This window comes from Rhizobium alarense (assembly GCF_021555155.1).
Taxonomy (GTDB): domain Bacteria; phylum Pseudomonadota; class Alphaproteobacteria; order Rhizobiales; family Rhizobiaceae; genus Rhizobium_D; species Rhizobium_D alarense.
Genome location: NZ_JAKGBU010000075.1, coordinates 2,829 through 26,111, shown reverse-complemented (window position 1 = coordinate 26,111; position 23,283 = coordinate 2,829). Strand labels below are relative to the sequence as shown.

The window sequence follows — 23,283 nt, the reverse complement described above, 5'->3', positions numbered from 1 at the left end:
CGAAGAGGGCGGCCGCGATCATCGCCTCGCGCGCGCCGGTGCGCGCGATCACCTGGAACAGCGGATTGAGAACGTAGCGCCCGGCGATCAGCAGGGCGGCGATTGCCGCCACTGCGATGCCGAAATCCTGCAGCGCCGTCGTCGTGTCCTCCGGCGCCTGCTCGGCGAGCAGCGGGATCAGCGCCAGCAGCGGCACGATCGCCAGGTCCTGGAAGAGCAGCATCGAGAAGGACCGCTGGCCGTAGCGGGTGTTGAGGTCGCCGTTCTCCTCGAGGATCTGCAGCGCGAAGGCCGTGGAGGACAGGGCGAGGCCGTAGCCGATGATGAGGGCGCCGGCTGGGTCCGCAAGCCCGCTCAGCCAGGCAAGCGCGCCGAGCACGAGGCCGGTCACGATCACCTGCGCGGCGCCGAGCCCGAAAATGTCGCGCCGCATCTGCCAGAGCCGTGAGGGTTTCAGTTCAAGCCCGATGACGAAGAGCAGCAGGACGATGCCGAGTTCGGCGACGCCGAGGATCTCCTCGCCGTCCCGGATGCGGTGAAAGACGGGACCGATCAGGACGCCGGCGGCGAGATAGCCGAGAATGGTGCCGAGCCCCAGCCGCTTGAAGATCGGCGCGGCAACGACCGCCCCGCCCAGCATGACGAGAACTTCGGAGAATAGTGCATGGCTGTCGGACATCGGCGGCTCGAATTCCCATCGGCAAAGGGCTGGGACCGGCCGAAGAATCGCCGCGACCGGTCTTGATGCCTGTGCTACTGCACAATAAATGGGGCTCGAAAGAAAGGCCAATTCATGTCTGAAGCGATCGATGCCGCGCACCTGCTCCAGCGCGCCGAAGAACTGATCGACCATGCCCGCAAGGCGGGTGCGGACGCGGCCGACGCGGTGGTCGTGCGCGGCCGGTCGAATTCCGTCAGCGTCCGGCTTGGCAAGGTCGAGGGTACGGAAGCCTCCGAGAGCGACGACTTTTCGCTCCGCGTCTTCGTCGGCCGCCGCGTCGCCAGCGTCTCGGCCAATCCGGGTTTCGATCTCAAGGCGCTCGCCGAACGCGCCGTCGCCATGGCGAAGGCCTCGCCGGAAGATCCCTATGCCTCGCTTGCCGATCCCGCCGACCTTGCGAAGGACTGGCCGGACCTCGACCTCTACGATCCGACGGAGATCGGCACCGGCGAACTGACGCAGGCAGCACTTGCCACGGAGGCGGCCGCGCTCGCCCTCGACGGCGTCAGCAATTCGGGCGGTGCCAGTGCCTCGGCCGGCATGGGCGGCCTGGTGCTGGTCACCTCCGGCGGCTTTTCCGGGTCCTATGGCGCAAGCCGCTTCGGCCGTTCCGTCAGCGCCATCGCCGGCGAGGGCACGAAGATGGAGCGCGACTACGATTTCGACAGCCGGCTCTTCTTCGCCGACCTGCGCAGCGCCGACGACATCGGCCGTGGCGCCGGCGAGCGGGCCGTCAGGCGCCTCAATCCGCGGCAGGTGCCGACGGCGAAGAATGTCACGGTTGTTTTCGATCCGCGCATGGCGCGCGGCATCGCCGGCCACATCGCCGGCGCGATCAACGGCGCCTCGGTCGCCCGCAAGACGAGTTTCCTGCGCGACAGGATGGGCAAGCAGGTGCTGAAGACCGGCCTCCACGTCACCGACGATCCGCTGATCGTGCGCGGCTCCTCCTCGCGCCCCTTCGACGGCGAGGGTGTGCGCGGCGAGCGGCTGACGATGATCGAGGACGGCGTGCTGAAACACTGGTTCCTCTCGACCTCGACGGCGCGCGAACTCGGGCTTTCGACCAACGGCCGCGGCGTGCGCGGCGGCACCGCCGTCAGCCCGGCCTCGACCAATCTCGCGCTGGAACCCGGCGACATCTCGCCGGAAGACCTCGTCCGCTCGGTCGGCACCGGCTTCTACGTGACCGAGCTGATCGGCCAGGGCGCGAACATGGTGACGGGCGAATACAGCCGCGGCGCCTCGGGCTTCTGGATCGAGAATGGCGAGCTGACCTTCCCGGTTTCCGAGGTGACGATCGCCTCCAACCTCCTCGACATGTTCCTGCGCATCACGCCGGCAAGCGACATCGACCGCAAGTTCGGCGTCGCGGCGCCGACGCTGGCGATTGAGGGCATGACGCTTGCCGGGACCTGATGATCGCAGCGCCGGCCCGGCCGGCGGCATGAACGGAATGACCATGTCGGACGCCCTGACCCCGATCGACACCCTGGCCGAGCGCTGGCGGGACGATCTCGTCCTGCTGACGGCCGCCGCCGAGGCGGCCGGCCTGAGGGCGCTCGACTATTTCCGCAAGGAGCCGGACGTCTGGTGGAAGAACGAGGGGCGGTCGCCGGTCAGTGCAGCCGACCTCGCGGCGAACGACATCCTGAAGGCGATGCTGCTCTCGGAGCGGCCGAATTACGGCTGGCTGTCGGAGGAAACGGACGACGATTCCGCGCGGCTTTCCGCCGAAACCGTCTTTGTCGTCGACCCGATCGACGGTACGCGCGCCTTCATCGCGGGAAAGGACGTCTGGTGCGTCAGCGCCGCCGTCGTCCACAGGGGGCGTCCGGTGGCGGGCGTGCTCGTCGCCCCGGCGCTCGGCGAGATCTTCACCGCGGCCGGCGACGGCCCGGCCTTGAAGAACGGTCTGACGGTTTCGGTCGCCGCGCCGCAGGCCTCGGATGCCTTGCGCATCGCGGGTGCCGAGCCGCTGGTCCACGGCCTCGACCGTCGGTCGCTCGGCGCGGTCCATCGCGTCGCGCATGTGCCGTCGCTCGCCTATCGGCTGGCGATGGTGGCGGACGGCCGGATCGACGGCACGCTGGTCATGCCCAATTCCCATGACTGGGACCTGGCGGCGGCCGACCTCATCCTGCAGGCCGCGGGCGGGCGTCTTTCACGCCGCGACGGAACCCTGCTCGCCTATAACGGCGCCGACGTCCGGCACGGCCTGCTCTGCGCCGCCGGCAACGACCTCCATCCCGCGCTTCTCGCGGCCTCGGTGGGCATTGACCTTTCGCGGGGAATGCCGCAAACCCCAAGCAACACGGTGGCAGAACGAGACGGACAATGACGGAAGCGACAGAAAACAAGCAACGCCTTCATCTGGTATTCGGTGGAGAGCTGACGACGCTCGGCGAGGTGCAGTTCCGCGATCTTTCCAGGCTCGATATCGTCGGGATCTATCCGGATTATGCGAGCGCCGTGACGGCCTGGCGGTCGAAGGCGCAACTGACGGTCGACAACGCCCATATGCGCTATTTCATCGTCCACATGCACCGCCTGCTCGATCCGGAAGAGGCGTGAGCCCGGTTTCCACCGCCCCGGATTGGCAGAACGAAACGGACGCGCGCAGTCGATGCTTGTGATCGCCTTCATCATCGCGGAAAGGGCCGGCAGCCGATGAGCAGCCCGCTGGCCCGTTTCGCGCTCTCGACCTATCGCTGGGTGGGCGTGGCGCTCTATCCGGTGATCGGCACCTATCTGGCGCTCCGGGCCGCGAAAGGCAAGGAAGATCGCTCCCGGCGGCGCGAGCGCTACGGCTACGCGAGCGCCGCCCGGCCGGGCGGTCCGCTTGTCTGGTTCCACGCCGCGAGTGTCGGCGAGACGATCGCGGTCGTGCCGCTGATCCGCGAGGTCCGCCGGCGCGGCATCGCGGTCGTGCTGACGACCGGCACCACGACCTCCGCCAAGGTCGCGAAGGAGCGGCTCGGCGGCGAGGTCATCCACCAATATGTGCCGCTCGACCTGAAGCCCGCCATCTCCCGCTTCCTCGACTACTGGCATCCGGATCTCGCGATCATCGCCGAATCCGAGATCTGGCCGATGACCATCCTGGAGCTGGGTGCGCGCCGCATCGCCCAGGTGCTGGTGAATGGCCGGCTGTCGGAGCGGTCCTTCAAGCGCTGGAAGAGCCGGCCGGCCCTCGCAGACGCGCTCTTCGAGAACCTCGCGCTCGTCGCAGCCCAGTCGGAGGCCGACGCGGAGCGCTTCCGCGCGCTCGGCGCGCTGCCGGTCATTGTCACCGGCAATCTCAAGGTGGAGGCCGATGCGCCGCCCTATGACGGCGCGACGCTCAGGCGCTACCGGACCCAGATCGGCGAGCGCAGGACCTGGGGCGCGATCTCGACCTTCGAGGGCGAGGAGATGGTGGCGGGCAGCGTGCATCGCGCGCTGAAGGACCGCATTCCCGGCCTGCTGACAATCGTCGTGCCCCGTCACCCCGAACGCGCCGACGCGATCGAGGAAGCGCTCGTCGCAAAGGGGCTCAAGGTCGTGCGCCGGACGCGCGACGATGCGGTGACGGCGGAGACGGACATCCTCATCGGCGACACGATCGGCGAGATGGGCCTCTACCTGCGGATGACCGACCTTGTCTTCGTCGGCAAGTCGCTGACGGGCGAGGGCGGCCAGAACCCGCTCGAGCCCGCGATGCTCGGCTGCGCGATCCTTTCAGGCGCCAATGTGCAGAATTTCCGCGACGCCTACCGGCAGCTTGCCCAGAGCGGCGCGGCCAAGATGGTGAAGGACGCGGAGATGCTGGCGAAGGGCGTGAACTACCTGCTGGCAAACGATGCGGTGCGCCGGAAGATGATCGAGGCGGGGCAGGGGACAATCCACGAGATGCGCGGCGCGCTGGCGGCGACGGTGCGCGGGCTCGAGCCCTATATCAATCCGCTCACGGTCAAGGCGCGGCTTCATCCGCATCGGATTTCCTAGGAATGGGCATGATTGGCGACAGGCGCATCTCGGGCATTCTCTTCGACAAGGACGGCACGCTGCTCGACTATGCCAAGAGCTGGGTGCCGGTGAACTACGAGCTGGCACGCATTGCGGCCGGCGGCGACGCCGATCTCGCCCGCGCATTGCTCATCGCCGGCGGCATGGATCCCGACACCGGCCACGTCCTGCCCGACAGCCTGCTGGCCGCCGGCAACACGGTCGAGATCGCCGAAGGCATGGTCGCCGCCGGCTCGCCCTTTGGTGTCGAGGCCCTGTCGGAGCTCTTCGACGGGCTTTTTGCGACGTCCTCGTCCTTCGCCGTGCCGGTCACCGACCTAGGCAGCTTCTTCCGGGCACTGCACGAGAAGGGCTACTATCTGGGCGTCGCCTCCAGCGACAACGAACGATCGATCCGCGAGACGGCGAAGCGTTTCGGTTTCGAAGCCTACCTGCATTACGTGGCGGGCTACGACAGCGGATTCGGCGTCAAGCCGGAGCCGGGCATGGTGCTGGGCTTCTGCGCGGCGACCGGGCTCGCGCCGCACGAGGTGGCGGTGGTCGGCGACAACAATCACGACCTGCACATGGGGCGCAGCGCCGGCGTCGGGTTGACGGTCGCCGTGTTGACGGGCACGGGCTCGCGCCAGTCGCTCGCCGAGGCCTCGGATTTCTGCCTGAACGACATCACGGAGCTTGCCGGCATCCTGCCGGAAACGGGAGCCGCGCGCACGGCGATCGCGTAAGGCTGCGGCGCGGCGCGGATTTCAGCGACGGAGGGGACATGGTCAGTGAAGCGCCGCCGTTCTGGTGGACGAAGCCGGACTGGCGGGCCTATGCGCTCTGGCCCGTCTCGTGCCTCTACGGCCTCGTCGCGGGCAGCCGCCTGCGGCGCGCCCGTCGCCCGAGCGTGCCTGTGCCCGTCATCTGTGTCGGCAACTTCACGGTCGGCGGCGCCGGCAAGACGCCGACGGCGATCGCGATTGCCCGCGCCGCGAAGGCACGCGGGCTGAAGCCCGGTTTCCTGAGCCGCGGCTATGGCGGCTCGCTCGACGTCACGACCGTGGTCGACCTGCACCACCACCGCGCCAAGGCCGTCGGCGACGAGCCGCTTCTGCTGGCGCGCGAGGCGCTGACGGTGATTTCCCGCAAACGTCTGGCGGGTGCGAAGAAGCTGGTCGAGGCGGGCGCAGACCTCGTCATCATGGACGACGGTTTCCAGAGCGCGCAGCTCCATTTCGATTACGCGCTCCTCGTCGTCGACACCAATCGCGGCATCGGCAACGGCCATGTCGTGCCCGGCGGTCCGGTGCGCGCGCCGATCGGCGAGCAGCTGCGTCAGGCGCATGCGCTGATGACGATCGGCGACGGCAACGCGGCGGACCGGCTGATCCGCCGCGCGGCGCGTGCCGGCAAGGCGGTCCACACGGCCAGGCTCGCGACGATCGACGCCGGCGACCTTCACGGTCAGGTGGTGATGGCGTGGTCCGGCATCGCCGACAACGAGAAGTTCTTCAGGACGGTGACGGAGACGGGCGCGCATCTCTATGTGACGCGCGGCTTCCCGGATCATCACCATCTGAGCGAGGACGAGGTCGGCGACATCCTCGACCACGCCGAGGCGCTGGAATACCGGCTCGTGACGACCGCCAAGGACAGCGTGCGGCTTGCCGGCGGGCCGGGACGCTCGGCGGAGCTCCGCGACAAGAGCCGGGTCATCGAGGTGGAAATCCGCTTCGACAATCCGAGGACGCCGGACCAGATCATCGACGCGGCGATCACCTCTGCCCGGAAGCGGAACCTGCGCGGCCTGGCGACAAGATAGCCGCGGTCGGGCAGGCGGTCAGATGTTGCCGGCGCGGCGTTCTGCTTCCAGCGATGCGGCGGCATCGACATAGGCCTCCTGGCGCGCGACGCTCCAGTAGCGCAGTTCGTCGATCGGAATGGTCTCACCGGTGACGGCGCAGCGGACATGGGAGCCGGGCATCAGCACCTGGAAGTCGCCATCCAGGTAGCGGATCTTGGCCTCGCGGTTTCCGTGTCCTTCGAATCGGTTCATCGTTCTCTTGCTCCCGCGCCGCGCCCGGTCGCGTGTCATCAAGGCGTCATGTTTGCCATATCGCGCCATGTCGAAAAATTCCAGTCCCGGTCCGCAGGCAGGTTGCTTTCAGCTCCGGCCGAACAGACGTTCGATGTCGGCGAGCTTGAGCTCAATATAGGTGGGCCGCCCATGGTTGCACTGGCCGGAGCCGGGCGTCGCCTCCATCTGGCGCAAAAGGGCGTTCATCTCCTCAGGCCGGAGCCGGCGACCGGAGCGCACCGAGCCGTGGCAGGCCATGGTGGCGGCGAGATAGTCGAGGCGGTTCTGCAGCCCGTCGGCCGTGTCCCATTCGGCAATCTCGTCGGCGAGCTGGCGCACGAGCCCTGCCGCGTCCATCTCGCCGAGCATCGCCGGCGTCTCGCGCACCGCGATCGCGCCCGGCCCGAAGCGTTCGATGCCGAGGCCGAGCCGAGCGAAGCTCTCCGCGTGGGTCGCGAGCCGGTCACAGTCCTCCTCCGGCAGGTCGACGATTTCCGGAATGAGCAGCGCCTGCGCGGGCAGCGGCCGGGCATGGAGCGCTTTGCGCATCGCCTCGAAGACGAGGCGCTCGTGGGCGGCGTGCTGGTCGACGATGACGAGCCCGTCCTCGGTCTGCGCCACGATGTAGTTCTCGTGCAGCTGCGCGCGCGCGGCGCCGAGCGGATGGCGCGGCTCCTCGGCCACGGGGTCCTGTTCGAGCACGGCCGCTTCCGCGACCCGGGCGGACGGCGCGGCGAAGGCGGCGAAGCGGGCCTGTGCCTGCTCCGAGAACCCCCGGTGGGGCGGCGCCGTTTGCGGATCGAGCGGCCGGTAGGGCGATGCCGCGCGCGACCACGGCTGCCGGTCGGCCGGCGAGGCTTCGGGTCGGAAGGCGCGCACCAGGCCGGCCGCGCCGGTGGTCGAGGCCCGGTCGCCGTCGCGGCCGAGCGCCTGCCGCAGCGCGCCGACGATGAGGCCGCGCACAAGGCCGGGGTCGCGGAAGCGCACGTCCGATTTCGCCGGATGCACGTTGACGTCCACCAGTTCCGGATCGATGTCGATCGCCAGCACCGCGACCGGATAGCGCCCGTGCGGCACCGTCTCGGAATAGGCGGCGCGGAGCGCACCCGTGACCAGCTTGTCCTGCACCGGCCGGCCGTTGACGAAGGCGAACTGGTGCAGGCCGTTGCCGCGGTTGAAGGTCGGCAGGCCCGCAAAGCCGGTCAGCCGCACCTCTTCCCGCTCGGCGTCGATCTCGATCGCGTTCTCGCGGAATTCGCGGCCGAGCACCTGGGCGATCCGCGCCAGATGGTCGTCGCCGGTCGAGGGGAACTCCAGTGTGCTGCGATCCGTGCCGGAGAGCACGAAGCGGACATGCGGAAAGGCGATCGCCATGCGCCGCACGACCTCCGAGATCGCGGCCGCTTCCGCCTTTTCGCTTTTCATGAACTTGAGCCGCGCCGGGGTGGCGAAGAAAAGGTCGCGGACCTCGACGATCGTGCCGCGATTGGCCGCCGCGGGGCGAACGGCGCGCACCTTGCCGCCCTCGACGGAAATCTCCGCGCCCTCGTCGCCGTCCGCGGGGCGGCTGCGCAGGCTGAGGCGGGCGACCGAGCCGATGGAGGGCAGCGCCTCGCCGCGGAAGCCGAGCGTGCGGATGTCGGCGAGGCTGTCGCTGATCTTCGAGGTGCAGTGCCGGCGGATCGCGAGCTCCAGTTCCGCCGCCGTCATGCCGCAGCCGTTGTCGCTGACGCGCAGCAGCGTCTTGCCGCCGCCGGACGTGGCGATCTCGATTCGCGTCGCCCCGGCGTCGATCGCGTTCTCGATGAGTTCCTTCGCCGCGCTCGCGGGGCGTTCGATCACCTCGCCGGCGGCAATCTGGTTGACGAGTGTTTCGGGAAGCTGCCTGATGGTCATCGTCGCATTTTCGTGGATTCGCGGCCGCCTGCCTAGCTCTGAATTGAAGGGTCCGGAAGTTTCGTCCGACGACCTCGGGTGGTCGAAGTGCGTTTAAGCCGGCTTTAACAAAATACTGCGAACGTGCTTTTCTCGCTTGTATGACCGCAAGCCGTCCGGACCTTCCGGTGGACCGTATCAGCGCGCTGGTCGCTGACATCGACGACGTCCAACGGCAGCAATCGCTGCCGGATCAGCATGGACAAGGCAATGCCCTCAGGCGAGGAATGCAACGATGCACGATGTGGCGTCCATGGACGCGAACATCCAGACGCTTGTTTTTGACGCGGTTTGCGAAACGCTCGCGGCCGGTGTCGTTATCTATGACAAGAACGACTGCCTGATCTGGGCCAACCGCCACATCCGCCGGTTCTTCCCCGTCGATCCGAAATTCCTGACGCCCGGCACGCGCCTGCGCGACCTTCTTGGCGCGCTTTTCGATGCCGGCATCCGCTACGGCCTGACCTCCGAGCAGCGCCACAGGACCATCAATCGCGAAGAGTGGATCACCAGCCGCATCTCCGCCCATTGGCGCGAACAGTATGATGTCACCGAGAAGTTCGGCAAGGACCGCTGGGTCCGCTTCCGCAAGCGGCGGCTGCCGAGCGGCTACAATGTCTCGACGCTGACCGATGTCTCGGAGCACACGAAGCAGGAGGAGCAATGGCGCTCGGACCTCGCCCGGGTCGCCATAACCGAGGAAATCCTGGAAACGCTGCCGTTTCCGGTTTTCGTCAAGGACCGCAACCTGTCCTACATCGCGACCAACAGAGCGTTCTGCGAGATCCACGGCACGACCGGCGATGCGGTGCTCGGCCGGACGGTCTGGGATATCGCGGATGCCGAACAGGCGCTGCGCATCGAAGACAGCGACCGCACGGTGCTCGAGACCGGCAAACCCTTCCGCGTCGCCGAGCATATCGTGAAGGCGGATGGCAGCGACCTCTATGTCATCACGCGGAAATACCGCATCGGCTCGCCCGACCACCAGCTTCTCGTCACCTATATGGAGGATGTCTCCGGGATCGTCTTTCACAACGCGGACGGCGCATCGTGCATCCGCTCTTCCGAAGTGTTCGTGGAGGCGCAGAACTGTCTGGATCCCGCAATCGAGGCCGAGCGGCAGCTGATCCTGCAGCAGCTCAATACCGAGGAGTTCGGTGACCTTGCGCAAAAGCGCGTGCTCGTCGCAACCGCCGACGGGCGGCTGGAGCGCCTTCTGGTCGACGAACTGGGCCGGCGTGGTGCGGATGCCTGCGCGGTGCGCAGCGAGTCGGAGTTCATGACGTTCGCCGCCGCCGCCGCCCAGTGGGGCGTCGTCATCGACCTCGTGCTCGTCGACGACACGATGCCCGGCCACGCCGCGGTGCTGCAGTCCCGGGCGGTCCGGCAGAGCCGCGTGCTTTCCGCCGACAAGGTCGGGCCGCATGCACTGGACGTGATCGGCTATGAGCCGGAGCCGCTCGGCGATTCGAAAGCCCGGGCAGATGTGTCCGGCGTCGGCGCGATCTTCAGCGACGACTGGTATATCGCCACGGATGTCGCGGCGCTGCCGGCGGCAAGTGCGGGCGACGTCGACGTGCTGGTTGCCGAGGACAATCAGATCAACCAGTTCGTCTTCTCCCAGATCCTGGAATCCATCGGCGTGTCCCACCGCATTGCGGAAAACGGCGAGGAGGCCGTCCTGCTCTGGCGGCGGTACCAGCCGAAGCTGATCCTCATGGACATCTCCATGCCGGTGAAGGACGGCCTCGAGGCCACGCTCGAGATCCGTCGTGAGGAGAAGGAAACCGGCAGTTACACGCCGATCGTTGCCGTCACGGCGCAGGCGCTGAACGTCGATATGCAAAACTGCATGGATGTGGGCATGGATGATTACATCACCAAGCCCGTGAGCCCTGACATGATCGAATCCATCTATCGCCGTTACGTATTGGAAAAGCAGAAAAAGTCCGCCGCATGACGCAACGGCAAGCTGTCAACTCCCCACAAATAGGGACAAAACCGGGAGGAGTCATGATCGTTTGCTATGCATTTGTTAATGGTCATGCGCCATCGTGAAAACGTTCACGGGCATCGAAATTCTCGGGCGGAAACCTATCGATGAAGTCAGGAGACCCCACATCGCTGGATATTTCCCAGAGCGATCTGCATGCCATGGCCTACACCGACCCGCTGACGGGCCTCGGCAATCCCTACCGCCTGCGTGACAAGGTGCGCCAGCTTTCGACCGAGCGGGCCGAGGATCCGGCACCGTTTACGGTCTGCATCGCCAATCTCGACGGTTTCAAGCCGATCAACGATCTCTTTGGCCCGGAAGCGGGTGACGAGATCCTCTGCCAGGTGGCGCATCGGCTGAAGGCCTGCATCCCGGACGGCGCGACGGTGACGCGCCACGGTGGCGACGAGTTTGCCTTCCTGCTGCCGCTCGTCTTCGAGCGCAAGGCCGCGGAGAAGGTCGGCCAGATGCTGAAGGAGGTGCTCTCGGCGCCCTTCGATCTCGGCGATCGAAACGTCCGGCTTTCCGCTTCCTTCGGATTTGCGATCTATCCTTTCGCCGGTGAAGACTTCTCCGACATCCTGAAGAGCGCCGAGACGGCGCTCTACCGTTCCAAGCGGCGCGGCCGCGGCCAGATCACGGTCTATTCCCAGGAGATCGCCCAGGAGATGAAGCGAGCGACGCAGCTCGAGCAGGCGCTGCGCAACGCGATCATCGCCAACGAGGTCGACGTCCATTTCCAGCCGATCGTCAATCTGAAGGACGACACGGTCGTCGGCTTCGAGGCGCTTGCCCGCTGGTGCGACGCCGACCTCGGCTATGTCTCGCCGGCAACCTTCGTGCCGCTCGCCGAGGAGCGCGGCTTCATCGATGCGCTGTCCGACACGCTGCTGCGCAAGGCGGCGGAGGCGGCGATGAACTGGCCGAAGGAGCTCTTCCTCTCCTTCAACCTCTCCTCCGCCCAGCTCATGGATCCGAAGACCGCGTTCAACACGCTGGCGATCCTGAACCGGGTGGGCCTCGATCCGCGCCGGCTGGAGATGGAGATCACCGAGACGGCGATGATGACCGACGCCGAGACGGCGCAGAAGATCGTCTCCGAATTGCGGGGGGCGGGCGTGCGGATCTCGCTCGACGACTTCGGCACCGGACAGTCGAGCCTCGGCCGCCTCCGGGATTTCTCCTTCGACAAGGTCAAGATCGACCGCGCCTTCGTCTCGCGCCTCACCTGCGACCGTGCCTCCGAGCACATCGTCAAGGCGATCGTCGCCATGTGCGAGGGGCTCGAGCTCGAGGTGGTCGCCGAGGGCATCGAGGACTTTTCCGAAGCGCTGAAGCTGAAGGCGCTGGGCTGCGGCATGGGGCAGGGCTATTTCTACGGCAAGCCGGCGGACGCCGTCGCCACCCTCAACCTGCTGAGCGACCGCTACCGCCACATCGACGCGGGGCCGATCTCCGCCTGAGCGGCCGAAATCGTGCCGAAATGCGCCAATTCGTTAAAATGCGAGGCATTTCCTTAGCGGAATCCATGCCAGGACGCGTCTAGTCTCGCTCTCCGAGACAAAGCAGGAGAGCAAGGCATGATGAAATCCACCATGGCCCGGAAGGAGAGGGCCGTCTCGCGATCCAGGGTGCGCATCCACGGGACGCTGAAGCTGATGCAGCAGTCGAGCAGCGGGCGCATCGTCAACCTGTCGCGCGACGGCATGGCGATCGATCTCGAACGGCCGATCCGCGTGATGCCGGGCCAGCAGGTGGAGATTACCACCGAGGAACTCGGCCAGATCGACGGCGTCGTGCGCTGGTGCGCAAACGGCCGCATCGGCATCCAATACCGGATGTCGAGCCGGGCGGTGGCACAGATCGCCTCCTATTTCCGCTTCTTTCACCGCGAGGTTGTCCCGGTGCTGCGCGGCTGACCGTCAGCCGCCGAGCCCGCGCCGCCCCTCGTCGAGCAGCCAGTCGCGCACGCGGCGCGCGTGGTTGTTGAGCTCGCGCGAGCGCGGCCAGACGACGTGGAAGGCCATCCCGGTCGACAGCACATGGCCGGTCACCGGCACCAGCGCGCCGGAGCGCACCTGCATCTCGATGAGGTGCTGCCAGCCGAGCGCCACGCCGTCGCCGGCAAGCACCGCCTGGATGACGAGCACATAGTCGTTGATCGCCAGCCTGCGGGAATGGCCGGGATAGCGCAGGCCGGCGCTTGCGAACCACTCTGCCCAGTCGCAGGCCGCGCGCACCGGTTCCTCGAGGTGGATCAGCGGCAGGGTCAACAGATCGCGCGGCGTTGCCGGCGTGCCGTGCCGTTCGAGGAAGGCGGGGCTTGCGACCGCCGCCACGATTTCCGGCGCCAGCATCGCGGCGTGGTAGCGCGGCCAGGTCGCCGGATCGCCGCCGCGGATCGCCAGCGGGATCGGCTCCTCGTCGAGGTCGAGATCGCGCACGCTGGTCTGGATCCTGAGATCGATGTCCGGCAGGTCTTCGCGCAGGCGGCTGAGGCGCGGCAGCATCCACATGGAGGCGAAGGCGGTGGAGGCGGCGAGCGTGACATTGACCTCCCGGCCCTTCGACCGGATGTCCTCCGCCGATTTCTGGATGCGCGCGAGGCCGAGCGAGACGTCGGTGTGGAAGCGTTCGCCGGCATCCGTCAGCGAGACTGCCCGGTGCACCCGGTGGAACAGCGCGACGCCGAGCTGCTGTTCGAGCCCGCGCACCGCATAAGAAACCGCAGCCTGGCTCATGCCGAGTTCCTGCGCGGCGCGCGTGAAATTCAAGTGCCGGCCGGCCGCCTCGAAGACGACGAGGCTGGAGGCGGAGGGCAGCAGGCGGCGAAAGCTTTCCATAAATCCTGTTTATAGCAATGCCAAGTTTTTTCCAGCGTCACAAAGCCATCGTTCTCCTTTAGCCTCGGCTGAAATTATGGAGGCGAGCGACATGGATACGGCGCAGGACACCCGGGACATGCCGGCGAGGCGCATGCGCGGCGCCCGCCCGGTGCGCGGCAGCGGCAAGCCGGCCGGCGTGCCCTACATCGTCCGCAACATCCCGACCTATGACGTGCTGTCGGAGGAGAACCTTGAGCGGATCGAGCGCACCGCCGACCGCATCCTGGCGGAGGTCGGCATCGAGTTCCGCGACGACCCTGCGGCGGTCGATCACTGGAAACGCGCCGGCGCGCGCGTTGACGGCGCGCTCGTCCGCTTCGAGCCCGGAATGCTGCGCGAGATCGTCTCGACCGCCCCGGCCGTCTTCACCCAGCATGCCCGCAATCCGGCGAACAACGTCGAGATCGGCGGTGCCAATGTGGTGTTCTCGCCGGCCTACGGTTCGCCTTTCGTGATGGACCTCGACAAGGGTCGGCGCTACGGCACGCTCGAGGATTTCCGCAACTTCATCAAGCTCGCCCAGTCGAGCCCCTGGCTGCACCATTCGGGCGGCACGATCTGCGAACCCGTCGACGTGCCTGTCAACAAGCGTCATCTCGACATGGTCTACAGCCATATCAGATATTCCGACCGGCCCTTCATGGGCTCGATCACCGCGGAGGAGCGCGCCGAGGATTCCATCGACATGGCGCGTTTAGTGTTCGGCGCCGATTTCGTCGACCGCAACTGCGTCATCCTCGGCAATGTCAATGTGAACTCGCCGCTCGTCTGGGACGGCACCATGACGAAGTCGCTGCGTGCCTATGCCCGCGCCAACCAGGCGGCCGTCATCGTGCCCTTCATCCTGGGCGGCGCAATGGGACCGGTGACGAATGCCGGCGCCATCGCCCAATCCTATGCCGAGACGCTCGCCGGCTGCGCGCTGACGCAGCTCGAACGGAAGGGCGCGCCGGTGATCTTCGGCAATTTCCTCTCCTCCATGTCGCTCAGGACCGGCTCGCCCACCTTCGGCACGCCGGAACCGGCGATCGGCTCGATGGTCATCGGCCAGCTCGCCCGCCGGCTCCGGCTGCCGCTCAGATGCGCCGGCAATTTTTCGAACTCCAAGCTGCCGGACGGCCAGGCCATGCAGGAGGGGCTGATGTCCATGCTGTCGGCCGTGCATTGCGGCGCCAATTTCATCCTGCATTCGGCGGGCTTCCTCGACGGCCTGCTCGCCATGTCCTACGAGAAGTTCGTGATGGACGCGGACCTCTGCGGCGCGCTGCATGCCTATCTCGCCGGCGTCGTGGTCGACGACAACACGCTTGCCATGGACGCCTTCCTTCAGGTTGGCCCCGGCAGCCATTTCCTCGGCTGCGACCACACGATGCGCAACTACCAGACGGCCTTTTGGGACTCGACGCTGTCGGACAACGAACCCTTCGAAAAGTGGAGCGAGGAGGGTGGCTCGACGGACATGGCGACGCGGGCCAATCGCCAGTGGAAGAAGACGCTCGCCGAATACGAAGCGCCGCCGCTGGACATCGCCATCGACGAGGCGCTCTGCGACTATGTCGCCCGCAAGAAGGCCGCGATGGCGGATGCGTGGTATTGAGACGGTGAAATGACGCAATCGAAAGATCCCCTGCTGCAACCCTACCGGCTGAAGCACCTGACGCTGAAGAACCGGATCATGTCGACCGCGCATGAGCCGGCCTATTCCGAGGACGGCATGCCGAAGGACCGCTACCGGCTCTATCATCTCGAAAAGGCCAAGGGCGGCATGGCGCTGACCATGACGGCGGGGTCCGCCATTGTGTCCGAGGACTCGCCGCCCGCCTTCGGCAATCTCTACGCCTATTGCGACGAGATCGTGCCATGGCTGAAAAAGATCGCCGACGACTGTCACGAGCACGATTGCGCCGTGATGATCCAGCTCACCCATCTCGGCCGCCGCACCGGCTGGAACAAGGGCGACTGGCTGCCGGTGCTGTCGGCTTCTTCCGTGCGCGAGCCGGCGCACCGCGCCTTCCCCAAGGAGATCGAGGACTGGGACATCGAGCGCATCGTCGGCGACTATGCCGCGGCGGCTGAGAGGATGCAGGCCGCAGGCCTCGACGGCATCGAGATCGAGGCCTACGGCCACCTGATGGACGGCTTCTGGTCGCCCGCCACCAACCGGCGCGAGGACGAATATGGCGGCTCGCTCGACAATCGCCTGCGTTTTTCGGACATGGTGCTGGAGGCGGTGCGCAAGGCCGTCGGCCCGGATTTCATCGTCGGCATCCGCATGGTGGCGGACGAGGACTGGGACATCGGTCTCTCGAAGGAGGAGGGCGTCGAGATCGCCCGCCGGCTTGCCGGTTCCGGCAAGGTCGATTTCCTCAACATCATCAAGGGCCATATCGACCACGACGCGCACCTGACCAACGTCATCCCGATCCAGGGCATGGCGGCGTCGCCGCATCTCGACTTTGCCGGCGAGGTGCGCGCCGCGACGAAATTCCCGGTCTTCCATGCCGCCCGCATCGCCGATGTCGCGACGGCGCGCCACGCGATCGCCGAGGGCAAGCTCGACATGGTCGGCATGACGCGCGCCCATATCGCCGATCCGCATATCGTCAGGAAAATCGCAGAGGGAAGGGAAGCGCAGATCCGCCCCTGCGTCGGCGCCACCTACTGTCTCGATCGCATCTACGAGGGCGGCGGCGCGCTCTGCATCCACAATGCTGCGACCGGCCGTGAGGCGACGATGCCGCATATCATCTCGAAGACGACGGCGCCGGTCTGCAAGGCGGTGGTCGTCGGCGCCGGGCCGGCCGGCTTGGAGGCGGCCCGCGTGCTCGCCGAGCGCGGGCACAGCGTCGAGGTTCTGGAGGCGACCGGCGAGGCCGGCGGCCAGATCCTGCTTGCCGCCCGCAACCCGCGCCGGCGGGAACTCGTCGGCATCGTCGACTGGCGCCTTGCCGAGTTGGAAAGGCTCGGCGTGCCGATCCGTTACAACGTCTTCGCAGACGCGGAGGAGGTGCTTCGGCACGATCCGGACCTCGTCGTCGTCGCGACCGGCGGCATCGCGCAGAATCCGGAACTGGAGAGCGGTGACGATCTGGTCGTTTCGAGCTGGGACATCATCGCCGGCGCCGTCAAGCCGGACGGGCCGGTGCTGCTCTACGACGACAACGGCGCCCATTCGGGGATGACGGCTGCCGAGATGATCGCCAGGGCGGGCGTCGATCTGGAGGTCGTCTCGCCGGAGCGGTTCTTCGCCCCGGAGATCGGCGGCATGAACCATGTGCCCTATGCGAAGGTCTTTGCCGAGCGGAACGTGCGCGTGACGATCAACACGCGGCTGAAGGCCGTCCGGCACGACGGCAATGCGCTCGTCGCGACCCTCTGCTCCGATTTCTCGCCGACCGTCAGCATCGAGCGCCGTGTGGCGCAGGTCGTCGTCGAGCATGGCACGACGCCGCTCGCCGACCTCTATCTGGAACTCAAGCCCATCTCGCGGAACCTCGGCGCCGTCGACTACAAGGCGCTGATCCGCGGGGCGCCGCCGCTTGCCGTCCGCAACCCGGAGGGCCGCTTCGATCTTTTCCGGATCGGCGACGCCATTCACAGCCGCAACATCCATGCGGCAATCTACGACGGCCTTCGCTACGGACTGGCCGTCTGACGCGAAAAGGCGGCGCCCGTTCGAGCGCCGCCGTCCGTGAAGCCCTTGAGCCTCCCTTATTCAGCCGTTGCCGGAGCTGTACCGGTGCCCGTCGTCGTGGACGATGTGGTCGACGTGTCGACCGGGGCCACCGAATTCTGTTCAGCCATCTGCTGGGCTGCCGTCTTGAATTCCGGGGCGGCGTCCAGGCTTTCGGCCGTTTCCGTTGTGGACAGCTTGACCTCGCCGGTGTCCGGCATCTGGCTGACCGCGACCTTGTCGAAGGGAACGGCAACCCACTTCTCGCCGATGCCGAGGAAGCCGCCGACGCCGATCACCGCTGCGGTGATGCCGCCGTCCTTCTCCAGGATCAGGTCGCTGATCTTGCCGATGCTTTCGTCAGCGCTGTTGTAGACCGACTGGCCGATATAGGTGTTGGCGCTGATCTGGTCCGGCGACTGGACCGTCAGGTAGTCGCCGCCGGCGGCAGCTGCGGCCGTATCCTGGGCCGGATCGGTTTCCGGCGTCGTCTGGGTTGCGGCCGAATCATCCGACGGGGTCGCACCCATGTCGGTGGTGCCCTGTTCGGCCTCCGGCGTCACCGGCTGTGTTTCCATCTGGTTGGTCGACGGCTGCGTGGTGTCCTGCGCGTAAGCTGCCGGAGCAATCGCCGCGCCAAGGAAAAGAGCACCAGCGGCAACCGAAGTAAGAAGCTTGTTGGCCATTGTAAACCTGCCTTTCGTCTGCGTTGGTATCAAGGCGCGGCGGTCGAAACTGTCTGGGGTCCGTCCGCACCGCTGATGCCTTGAAAACGTCACGGCCCGGCTTTGGTTCCGGCAAAACTGGATGGCAGCGCCGAATTTTCACGCAACGCGGTCCGCTGGCAGGCGGTTGTCGGCCGGTTCAGAGCCGGTAGGCGGGATCGAAGCGGCCGTTGACCGTCATGCCGAGTTCGAACGTCTTGCCAGCATGCGGGTCGGCGGCGCGCGCCGCATCGTCAAGACCCTGCCAGGCGGAGGTCACCAGCAGGCGGTCGGCCTTCGGGCCGATGAAGGCGGGGCAGCTCGTCTGCGTGGCGGGCAGCGCGTAGCGTGCGATGCGCGTACCGTCCGGCCTGAAGACATCAATGGCGCCGGCGCCCCAGCGCGCGTTCCAGACGAGGCCGTCGGCATCGCAGACCGCGCCGTCGACGCCGCCGGGCGTCGCGCTTTCGTCGGACAGAAGCACGGGCTCGCCGGCCGGCAGCCCGGTCGCGGGATCGACCGCGACGCGCATCAGGTGGTTGACGTCGGTGTCGGTGAAATAGGCCATGGCGCCGTCCGGCGAGAAGCAGATGGCGTTCGGGATCGTCACGTTTTCGAAGAGCCGGGTCACCGCCCCCTGCGCCACGTGATAGATCGCGCCGGCGTGTTTTTCCGCCGAGCGCCCCATCGTGCCGATCCACAGCGCGCCCGAGGCATGCACGCGACCGTCGTTGGAGCGGTTGCCGGGCTTGTCCTCGATCGACGCATAGGGCGTGAGCGTGCCGCTTGCCCTGTCGCGCAGGAAAAGGCCCTGGTCGGCGGCGAGGAGCTGGCGCTCCGGATCGACGGCGGCGAGCACGCTCGCCTTGAACGGCAGGTCATGCACCCGCTTGCGTGCGGAAGCCGGATGCAGCTCGTGCAGTTTCTGGCCGATGATGTCGAACCACCAGGCAGTGCCGGTCGCCGGGTCATAGGTCGGGCCTTCGCCGAGTTCCGAGGCCACGTCGCAGAGGATGCGGCCGGTGAAGGGATGTGTCGTCATCGTCATTCCGCTCCGTAGACCCCGTCATAGGCGTCGATCGTCAGCCGCGCGCGCGCCGCGACGTCGGCCACCTGCATGCCGGGCTTGTAAAGGCTGGACCCGAGGCCGAAGCTGCGGATGCCGATTTTTGCATAGTCGGCGAAATTGGCCTCGGACACGCCGCCGACGGCTGCGATCTCCAGCTCCGGCGGCAGCACCGCGCGGATCGCCTGGATGCCGGCGGGACCGAGCACGCTCGCGGGGAAGAACTTGAGCCCCGTCGCGCCGGCGCGGGCGGCCGACAGCGCTTCGGTGGGCGTGAAGACGCCCGGCATGGTCACCATGCCCTTCGCCGCCGCAAGCGCAATCACTTCGGGTTCGACATTGGGGCTGACCATCAGCCGTCCGCCGGCAGCGTCCAGCCGCTCGACATCCGCGGTCGTCAGGACGGTTCCCGCTCCGATCAGGCAGCCATCGGGCGCCATATTCGCCGCGACCTCGATGGAGCGGAAGGGATCGGGCGAATTGAGCGGAATCTCGATCGCCGTGAAGCCCGCCTCGATCAGCGCGCCGACGATCGACGGCGTCTCGTCGGTCGTGATGCCGCGCAGGATCGCGATCAGCGGATAACGCATGGCGGGAAAGGGGATACGGGGCATGGGACGGTTCCTGTCAGCGGTTCCAGAGGGCTTTTGCGGCGGCGGCGAGCCCGCGGCGCACGGCATGGTCGGCGTCGATCGTCGAAACGTCGAGACCGAGGGCCGCGAAGGCATCCTGATAGAGGGCGGCAAGCGTGCCGGAGGCGACCAGGGCGATACCGCCGTCCGCACTGCCGGCGCGGGCTCCGGCGATTTCCATGCCGATCAGCAGGCCGGAGAGCCGCGCCCGGGCATCGGCGGCGGAAAGCCCGTGCAGCAACTGGCCGGCGCGCAGGCCGAAGAGCCGGCTGGTGAAGAGCGCCGGATCGGCATGGGCTTCGACGACGGCCGCGGCAAAGGCCCCGCTGCCGCCGCCGCCGGCCTCCGCCACCGAATGGCTGAGGATCGTATGTTTCGAGATCGCATCGAAGAGCTCGCCGGTCATGAAGGTGGAGAAGCCGCTCACCCGGCCATCGGCCGCGCGGACCCACTTGCTGTGCGTGCCGGGCATGCAGACGTTCCAGGCGGCCGTGCCGAGGTCGGCCATCGCACCGAGCAACTGGGTTTCCTCGCCGCGCATGACGTCCGGCGCCTGGTCGTCACGCTGCGCGAGCCCCGGCAGGATGCGGATGTCGCGCGCCGTGCCCGGCACGGCGATCGCCGCTTCCGGAATGGCGGAGAGTGCGGCCGGCGTGTCGAGATAGCCGGCTTCGACCCAGCCCTGCCGTGCACCGGCCATGCCGCAGACGATGACGGGAAGGTCCGCTCCGGCGCCGATGGCGGCGAGATGCGCGTCGAGCACGACGGCGAACCCGCTCCCGGCGGCGCTCGTCATGCCTTCGTCGCTGCGGCGCTCGGCGAGAACCGAGCCGTCGTCGCCGATGAGCCAGAGCCGGAAGCTCGATGTTCCCCAGTCGACCGCCACGTGGCTCCGTGCCGTGTTTTGCCCCGTCATTACAGTGTGCCTCCGTCGACGATGATGCTTTGTGCGGTGATGCCGGCCGAGAGATTCGATGCGAGGAACAGGCAGGGGCCGACGAGATCCTGGGCTTCGAGGGCCCGTTTCAGGCACTGCTTGTCCAGCATGGCGCCGATCGTCGCCTCGTCGATCCACAGCCGGCGCTGGCGCTCGGTCAGCACCATGCCCGGAAGCACGGCGTTGACGCGGATGTTGTGCGGGCCGAGCCGGCCGGCGAGCGACTTGGTGAGTCCGATGATGCCGGCCTTGGCGGTGGTATAGGCGGGGAGTTCGCCCATGTTGAGGAGATAGGCGATCGACGAGAAATTGATGATCGATCCGCCGCCGTCTGCCGTCAGGAAGGGCAGGGCTGCCTGGGCGGCGAAAAAGAGGTGGCGCAGGTTCACCGCCTGGTTTTCGTCCCAGTAGTCGACGGTCACCGTCTCGATGTCGTGCCGGTCGTCGCGGGCCGCGTTGTTGACGAGCACGCCGATGCCGCCGAGCGCCTCGCCGGCGTGGCGGACCGCCGCCTGAAGCGCATCGACGTCGCGGATGTCGGCTTTAAGGAAAAGCGGCGCGTGCGGCACCGTGCCGGCGAGGCATGCGACGAGGTTCCGGCTTGCCGCTTCGGCAATGTCGACGAAGGCGACGCGCGCGCCGGCCCGTGCGAAGCCTTCCACCAGCGCGGCGCCGATTCCCGAACCCCCGCCGGAAATGAAGACGCTCCGCCCGTCGAGATCGGCGAAGGTGGCCATGGTGCCCTCCCAGGCAATGTTCCGGGAAATTTATTTCCGAATAGTGGAACTTTGTTTGAATATCTGGAATAATCGCTTCGCGGAACCACATTTGTCAAGATGGAGTGCCATGACGGAAGAGGGAACGAATTCGCCGCGACCGGAGACGGCCGGAGACGTTGCGATCGACACGGGCACGCTCGGCAAGATGATGGCGCTGCTCGACATCGTGGCGGGTTCTGAGACCGCGCCCCGCTTCACGGACATCCTGCGCCGGTCGCGCCAGCCGCGCGGCACGCTGCACCGCCAGCTCGGCCATCTGGTGGCGGAGGGGCTGCTCGCCATGCGCTCCGATCATAGCTACGAGCTCGGCATCCGTCTCCTGAAGTTTGCCTCGGACAGTTGGGCGCGCAGCGAGTTCCGGATCGTCGCGGAGCCGCACCTGAAGGCACTGCATGCGGCAACCGGCGAAACCGTGCATCTGGCGCTGCTGCGCGACGCCGAGATCATCTATCTCGACAAGGTCGAGAGCCGGCAGGCCGTGCGCATGAGCTCGCAGATCGGCAAGGCTTCGCCCGCCTATTGCACCGGCGTCGGCAAGGCGTGCCTGTCGGCATTGTCGGACGAGCAGTTGAAGGCCCTGCTCAAGACCATGCGTTTTCAGCGCTTTACGGAAAACACGCTCGGCGGGCCGGAGGCGCTGCTGTCCGAGGTCGCGGAAATTCGCCGGACGGGCCATGCCTTCGACCGCGAGGAGCACGAGGTCGGCATCCGCTGCGTCGCGGCGCCGATCGGCGCTGCCGACGGCGGTCTCGTCGCCGGCATTTCCGTAACCGGACCCGCCTACAGGGTGGAACAGCCGCGGCTGGAAGCATGGGCGCCGCTTGTTCGCGCCGCGGCCGGCGCCATCATGACAGACATGGCGATCCGGTTCGGGCCTCAACGAGGAGTCGAACCATGATGTACGTGCACATCTATTCCCATTGTTTGTCCAAGGCATTTTACGGTAAATTAGAATTTGGCGCTGGACGCGGATATGGGCGGCAATTAGCTTCGCGGCAGTATCGGCGATTTGCACGCGCCGGCCGGGCCGGATTGTGTTGCGCCGCAACAAGTTATTTGTATTTTGCATTGGGACGCGGGGTTCCTGGGGCAAGTTCACGCGCGGCGCACGGGCGACGGGGCGTGCCTGTTTCTAAGGGATGAAGGCATATGAAGAAGCGATCTTGCGGAACTTCGGCCAATACCTCGATCAGATGGCTGAACGAACTCGCCGAGGTGACGGCGGAAGCGGAAATCGGCGAGCTACTCGCCGACGTGACGCGCGAATACGGGCTGAACGGCTATTTGCTGCTGCTGCTGCCGTCGGAGACGTCGACGCAGCTTTCAAGCTCGGTCCTTGCGACCAACTGGCCGAAGGAGATGCTGCGCCGTTACGACGAGGCGGGGCTGATCTTCGCCAGCCCGGTCATCCATCGCCTGCGCCGCAACACGACGCCCTTCACCTATGACACGGAAAAGACCAACCGGCGCCGCGCGGACGGCAAGGCGCAGATTGCCATCACGCTGTTCGGCCAGTTCGGCCTGACGCGCGGCGCCTATTTCCCGGCGCACAATTCCCACGGCCAGCGCGGCGCGCTGGCCTTCGGCGGCGAACGCGAGGACCTCACGCCGCTGGAAATGGCGGAACTCAACGCCATCGCCAATATCGCGTTTTCGAAGCTGCTGGAATTGCACACGAACCGCATGGCCGCCATCACGCTGTCGCGACGCGAGGTCGAATGCCTTTCCTGGGCATCGGCCGGCAAGACCAGCGTCGAGATGTCGGAAATTCTCGGTCTTTCGGAATACACGGTCAATCACTATCTCAACCGCGCGACCCGCAAGCTCGACGCAGTCAATCGTGTTCAGGCGGTCGCCAAGGCGATACGCGCCGGGCTGCTGAACT

At 66.8% G+C, this 23,283-nt stretch carries 21 protein-coding genes and 2 pseudogenes; 14 read left to right on the top strand and 9 right to left on the bottom strand.

Annotation, left to right across the window (positions count from 1 at the left end):
- On the bottom strand, positions 1–679 hold a 679-nt coding region (locus tag LXM94_RS20165; RefSeq protein WP_235773256.1), incomplete at its 3' end, for a cation:proton antiporter domain-containing protein.
- Positions 680–793: 114 nt separating this feature from the next.
- Here LXM94_RS20165 and LXM94_RS20160 point away from each other — a divergent pair.
- The 6 genes from LXM94_RS20160 to lpxK all read left to right on the top strand — a co-directional run bounded on the left by LXM94_RS20160 (position 794) and on the right by lpxK (position 6,533).
- Positions 794–2,140, top strand: coding sequence for a TldD/PmbA family protein (locus tag LXM94_RS20160; protein ID WP_235773255.1), 1,347 nt, complete (start codon positions 794–796; stop codon positions 2,138–2,140).
- Between the two features lie 43 nt (positions 2,141–2,183).
- Positions 2,184–3,062, top strand: a complete 879-nt coding sequence (locus LXM94_RS20155; protein WP_235773254.1) for a 3'(2'),5'-bisphosphate nucleotidase CysQ — start codon at positions 2,184–2,186, stop codon at positions 3,060–3,062.
- Complete coding sequence (locus LXM94_RS20150; protein ID WP_235773253.1) at positions 3,059–3,295, top strand: DUF4170 domain-containing protein; 237 nt, start codon at positions 3,059–3,061, stop codon at positions 3,293–3,295. The genes LXM94_RS20155 and LXM94_RS20150 overlap by 4 nt, the downstream gene beginning before the upstream one ends.
- A gap of 96 nt (positions 3,296–3,391) precedes the next feature.
- Entirely contained in the window at positions 3,392–4,708 is a 1,317-nt protein-coding gene (gene waaA / locus LXM94_RS20145; RefSeq protein ID WP_235773252.1) for a lipid IV(A) 3-deoxy-D-manno-octulosonic acid transferase, read from the top strand.
- 8 nt (positions 4,709–4,716) lie between these two features.
- Complete coding sequence (locus tag LXM94_RS20140) at positions 4,717–5,454, top strand: HAD family hydrolase (protein ID WP_235773251.1); 738 nt, start codon at positions 4,717–4,719, stop codon at positions 5,452–5,454.
- Positions 5,455–5,492: 38 nt separating this feature from the next.
- Positions 5,493–6,533, top strand: coding sequence for a tetraacyldisaccharide 4'-kinase (gene lpxK / locus LXM94_RS20135; protein ID WP_235773250.1), 1,041 nt, complete (start codon positions 5,493–5,495; stop codon positions 6,531–6,533).
- Positions 6,534–6,551: 18 nt separating this feature from the next.
- Here the strand turns inward: lpxK and LXM94_RS20130 are convergent, their stop codons facing one another.
- Together LXM94_RS20130 and mutL are read right to left on the bottom strand one after the other, a co-directional pair.
- Positions 6,552–6,767: a DUF2093 domain-containing protein gene (locus tag LXM94_RS20130; RefSeq protein ID WP_235773249.1), complete on the bottom strand. Its 216-nt coding sequence runs from the start codon at positions 6,765–6,767 to the stop codon at positions 6,552–6,554.
- A 108-nt stretch (positions 6,768–6,875) separates the two neighbouring features.
- Positions 6,876–8,684, bottom strand: a complete 1,809-nt coding sequence (mutL, locus tag LXM94_RS20125; RefSeq protein WP_235773248.1) for a DNA mismatch repair endonuclease MutL — start codon at positions 8,682–8,684, stop codon at positions 6,876–6,878.
- A 274-nt stretch (positions 8,685–8,958) separates the two neighbouring features.
- Between mutL and LXM94_RS20120 the strand changes: the two genes are divergently transcribed.
- The 3 genes from LXM94_RS20120 to LXM94_RS20110 all read left to right on the top strand — a co-directional run bounded on the left by LXM94_RS20120 (position 8,959) and on the right by LXM94_RS20110 (position 12,641).
- Positions 8,959–10,686 (top strand): response regulator, encoded by a 1,728-nt coding sequence (locus LXM94_RS20120; RefSeq protein WP_235773247.1) that lies wholly within the window; start codon positions 8,959–8,961, stop codon positions 10,684–10,686.
- A 140-nt stretch (positions 10,687–10,826) separates the two neighbouring features.
- Positions 10,827–12,185: a putative bifunctional diguanylate cyclase/phosphodiesterase gene (locus LXM94_RS20115; RefSeq protein ID WP_235773246.1), complete on the top strand. Its 1,359-nt coding sequence runs from the start codon at positions 10,827–10,829 to the stop codon at positions 12,183–12,185.
- Between the two features lie 117 nt (positions 12,186–12,302).
- Positions 12,303–12,641, top strand: coding sequence for a PilZ domain-containing protein (locus tag LXM94_RS20110; RefSeq protein ID WP_235773245.1), 339 nt, complete (start codon positions 12,303–12,305; stop codon positions 12,639–12,641).
- 3 nt (positions 12,642–12,644) lie between these two features.
- Here the strand turns inward: LXM94_RS20110 and LXM94_RS20105 are convergent, their stop codons facing one another.
- Positions 12,645–13,565 (bottom strand): LysR substrate-binding domain-containing protein, encoded by a 921-nt coding sequence (locus tag LXM94_RS20105; RefSeq protein ID WP_235773244.1) that lies wholly within the window; start codon positions 13,563–13,565, stop codon positions 12,645–12,647.
- 91 nt (positions 13,566–13,656) lie between these two features.
- Here LXM94_RS20105 and LXM94_RS20100 point away from each other — a divergent pair, with 91 nt between their 5' ends.
- Positions 13,657–15,204 carry a trimethylamine methyltransferase family protein gene (locus tag LXM94_RS20100; protein WP_235773243.1) on the top strand — a complete coding sequence of 516 codons (1,548 nt, stop codon included), beginning with the start codon at positions 13,657–13,659 and terminating at the stop codon, positions 15,202–15,204.
- Between the two features lie 9 nt (positions 15,205–15,213).
- Positions 15,214–17,262, top strand: coding sequence for an NADH:flavin oxidoreductase (locus LXM94_RS20095; RefSeq protein WP_235773242.1), 2,049 nt, complete (start codon positions 15,214–15,216; stop codon positions 17,260–17,262).
- A gap of 56 nt (positions 17,263–17,318) precedes the next feature.
- On the opposite strand, the gene LXM94_RS20090 is transcribed toward LXM94_RS20095, so the two are convergent.
- The 5 genes from LXM94_RS20090 to LXM94_RS20070 form a co-directional block, all read right to left on the bottom strand.
- Positions 17,319–17,966 (bottom strand): PRC-barrel domain-containing protein, encoded by a 648-nt coding sequence (locus tag LXM94_RS20090; protein WP_235773241.1) that lies wholly within the window; start codon positions 17,964–17,966, stop codon positions 17,319–17,321.
- 178 nt (positions 17,967–18,144) lie between these two features.
- Positions 18,145–19,026 (bottom strand): SMP-30/gluconolactonase/LRE family protein, encoded by an 882-nt coding sequence (locus tag LXM94_RS20085; protein ID WP_235773257.1) that lies wholly within the window; start codon positions 19,024–19,026, stop codon positions 18,145–18,147.
- 2 nt (positions 19,027–19,028) lie between these two features.
- The gene (locus LXM94_RS20080) at positions 19,029–19,664 is read right to left on the bottom strand and encodes a 2-dehydro-3-deoxy-6-phosphogalactonate aldolase (RefSeq protein WP_235773240.1); all 636 of its coding nucleotides are present in this window, start codon (positions 19,662–19,664) and stop codon (positions 19,029–19,031) included.
- A gap of 13 nt (positions 19,665–19,677) precedes the next feature.
- A complete protein-coding gene (locus LXM94_RS20075; RefSeq protein WP_235773239.1) occupies positions 19,678–20,598 on the bottom strand; it encodes a 2-dehydro-3-deoxygalactonokinase in 921 nt (306 codons plus the stop codon).
- Positions 20,598–21,356: an SDR family NAD(P)-dependent oxidoreductase gene (locus LXM94_RS20070; RefSeq protein WP_235773238.1), complete on the bottom strand. Its 759-nt coding sequence runs from the start codon at positions 21,354–21,356 to the stop codon at positions 20,598–20,600. The genes LXM94_RS20075 and LXM94_RS20070 overlap by 1 nt, the downstream gene beginning before the upstream one ends.
- A 109-nt stretch (positions 21,357–21,465) precedes the next feature.
- On the opposite strand from LXM94_RS20070, the gene LXM94_RS20065 reads away from it, so the two are divergent.
- The 3 genes and pseudogenes from LXM94_RS20065 to LXM94_RS26360 form a co-directional block, all read left to right on the top strand.
- A complete protein-coding gene (locus LXM94_RS20065; RefSeq protein ID WP_235773237.1) occupies positions 21,466–22,296 on the top strand; it encodes an IclR family transcriptional regulator in 831 nt (276 codons plus the stop codon).
- 251 nt (positions 22,297–22,547) lie between these two features.
- Positions 22,548–22,997: pseudogene (locus LXM94_RS26365) on the top strand (autoinducer binding domain-containing protein); the annotation flags it as partial.
- Between the two features lie 102 nt (positions 22,998–23,099).
- A pseudogene (locus LXM94_RS26360) lies at positions 23,100–23,283 on the top strand (response regulator transcription factor); the annotation flags it as partial.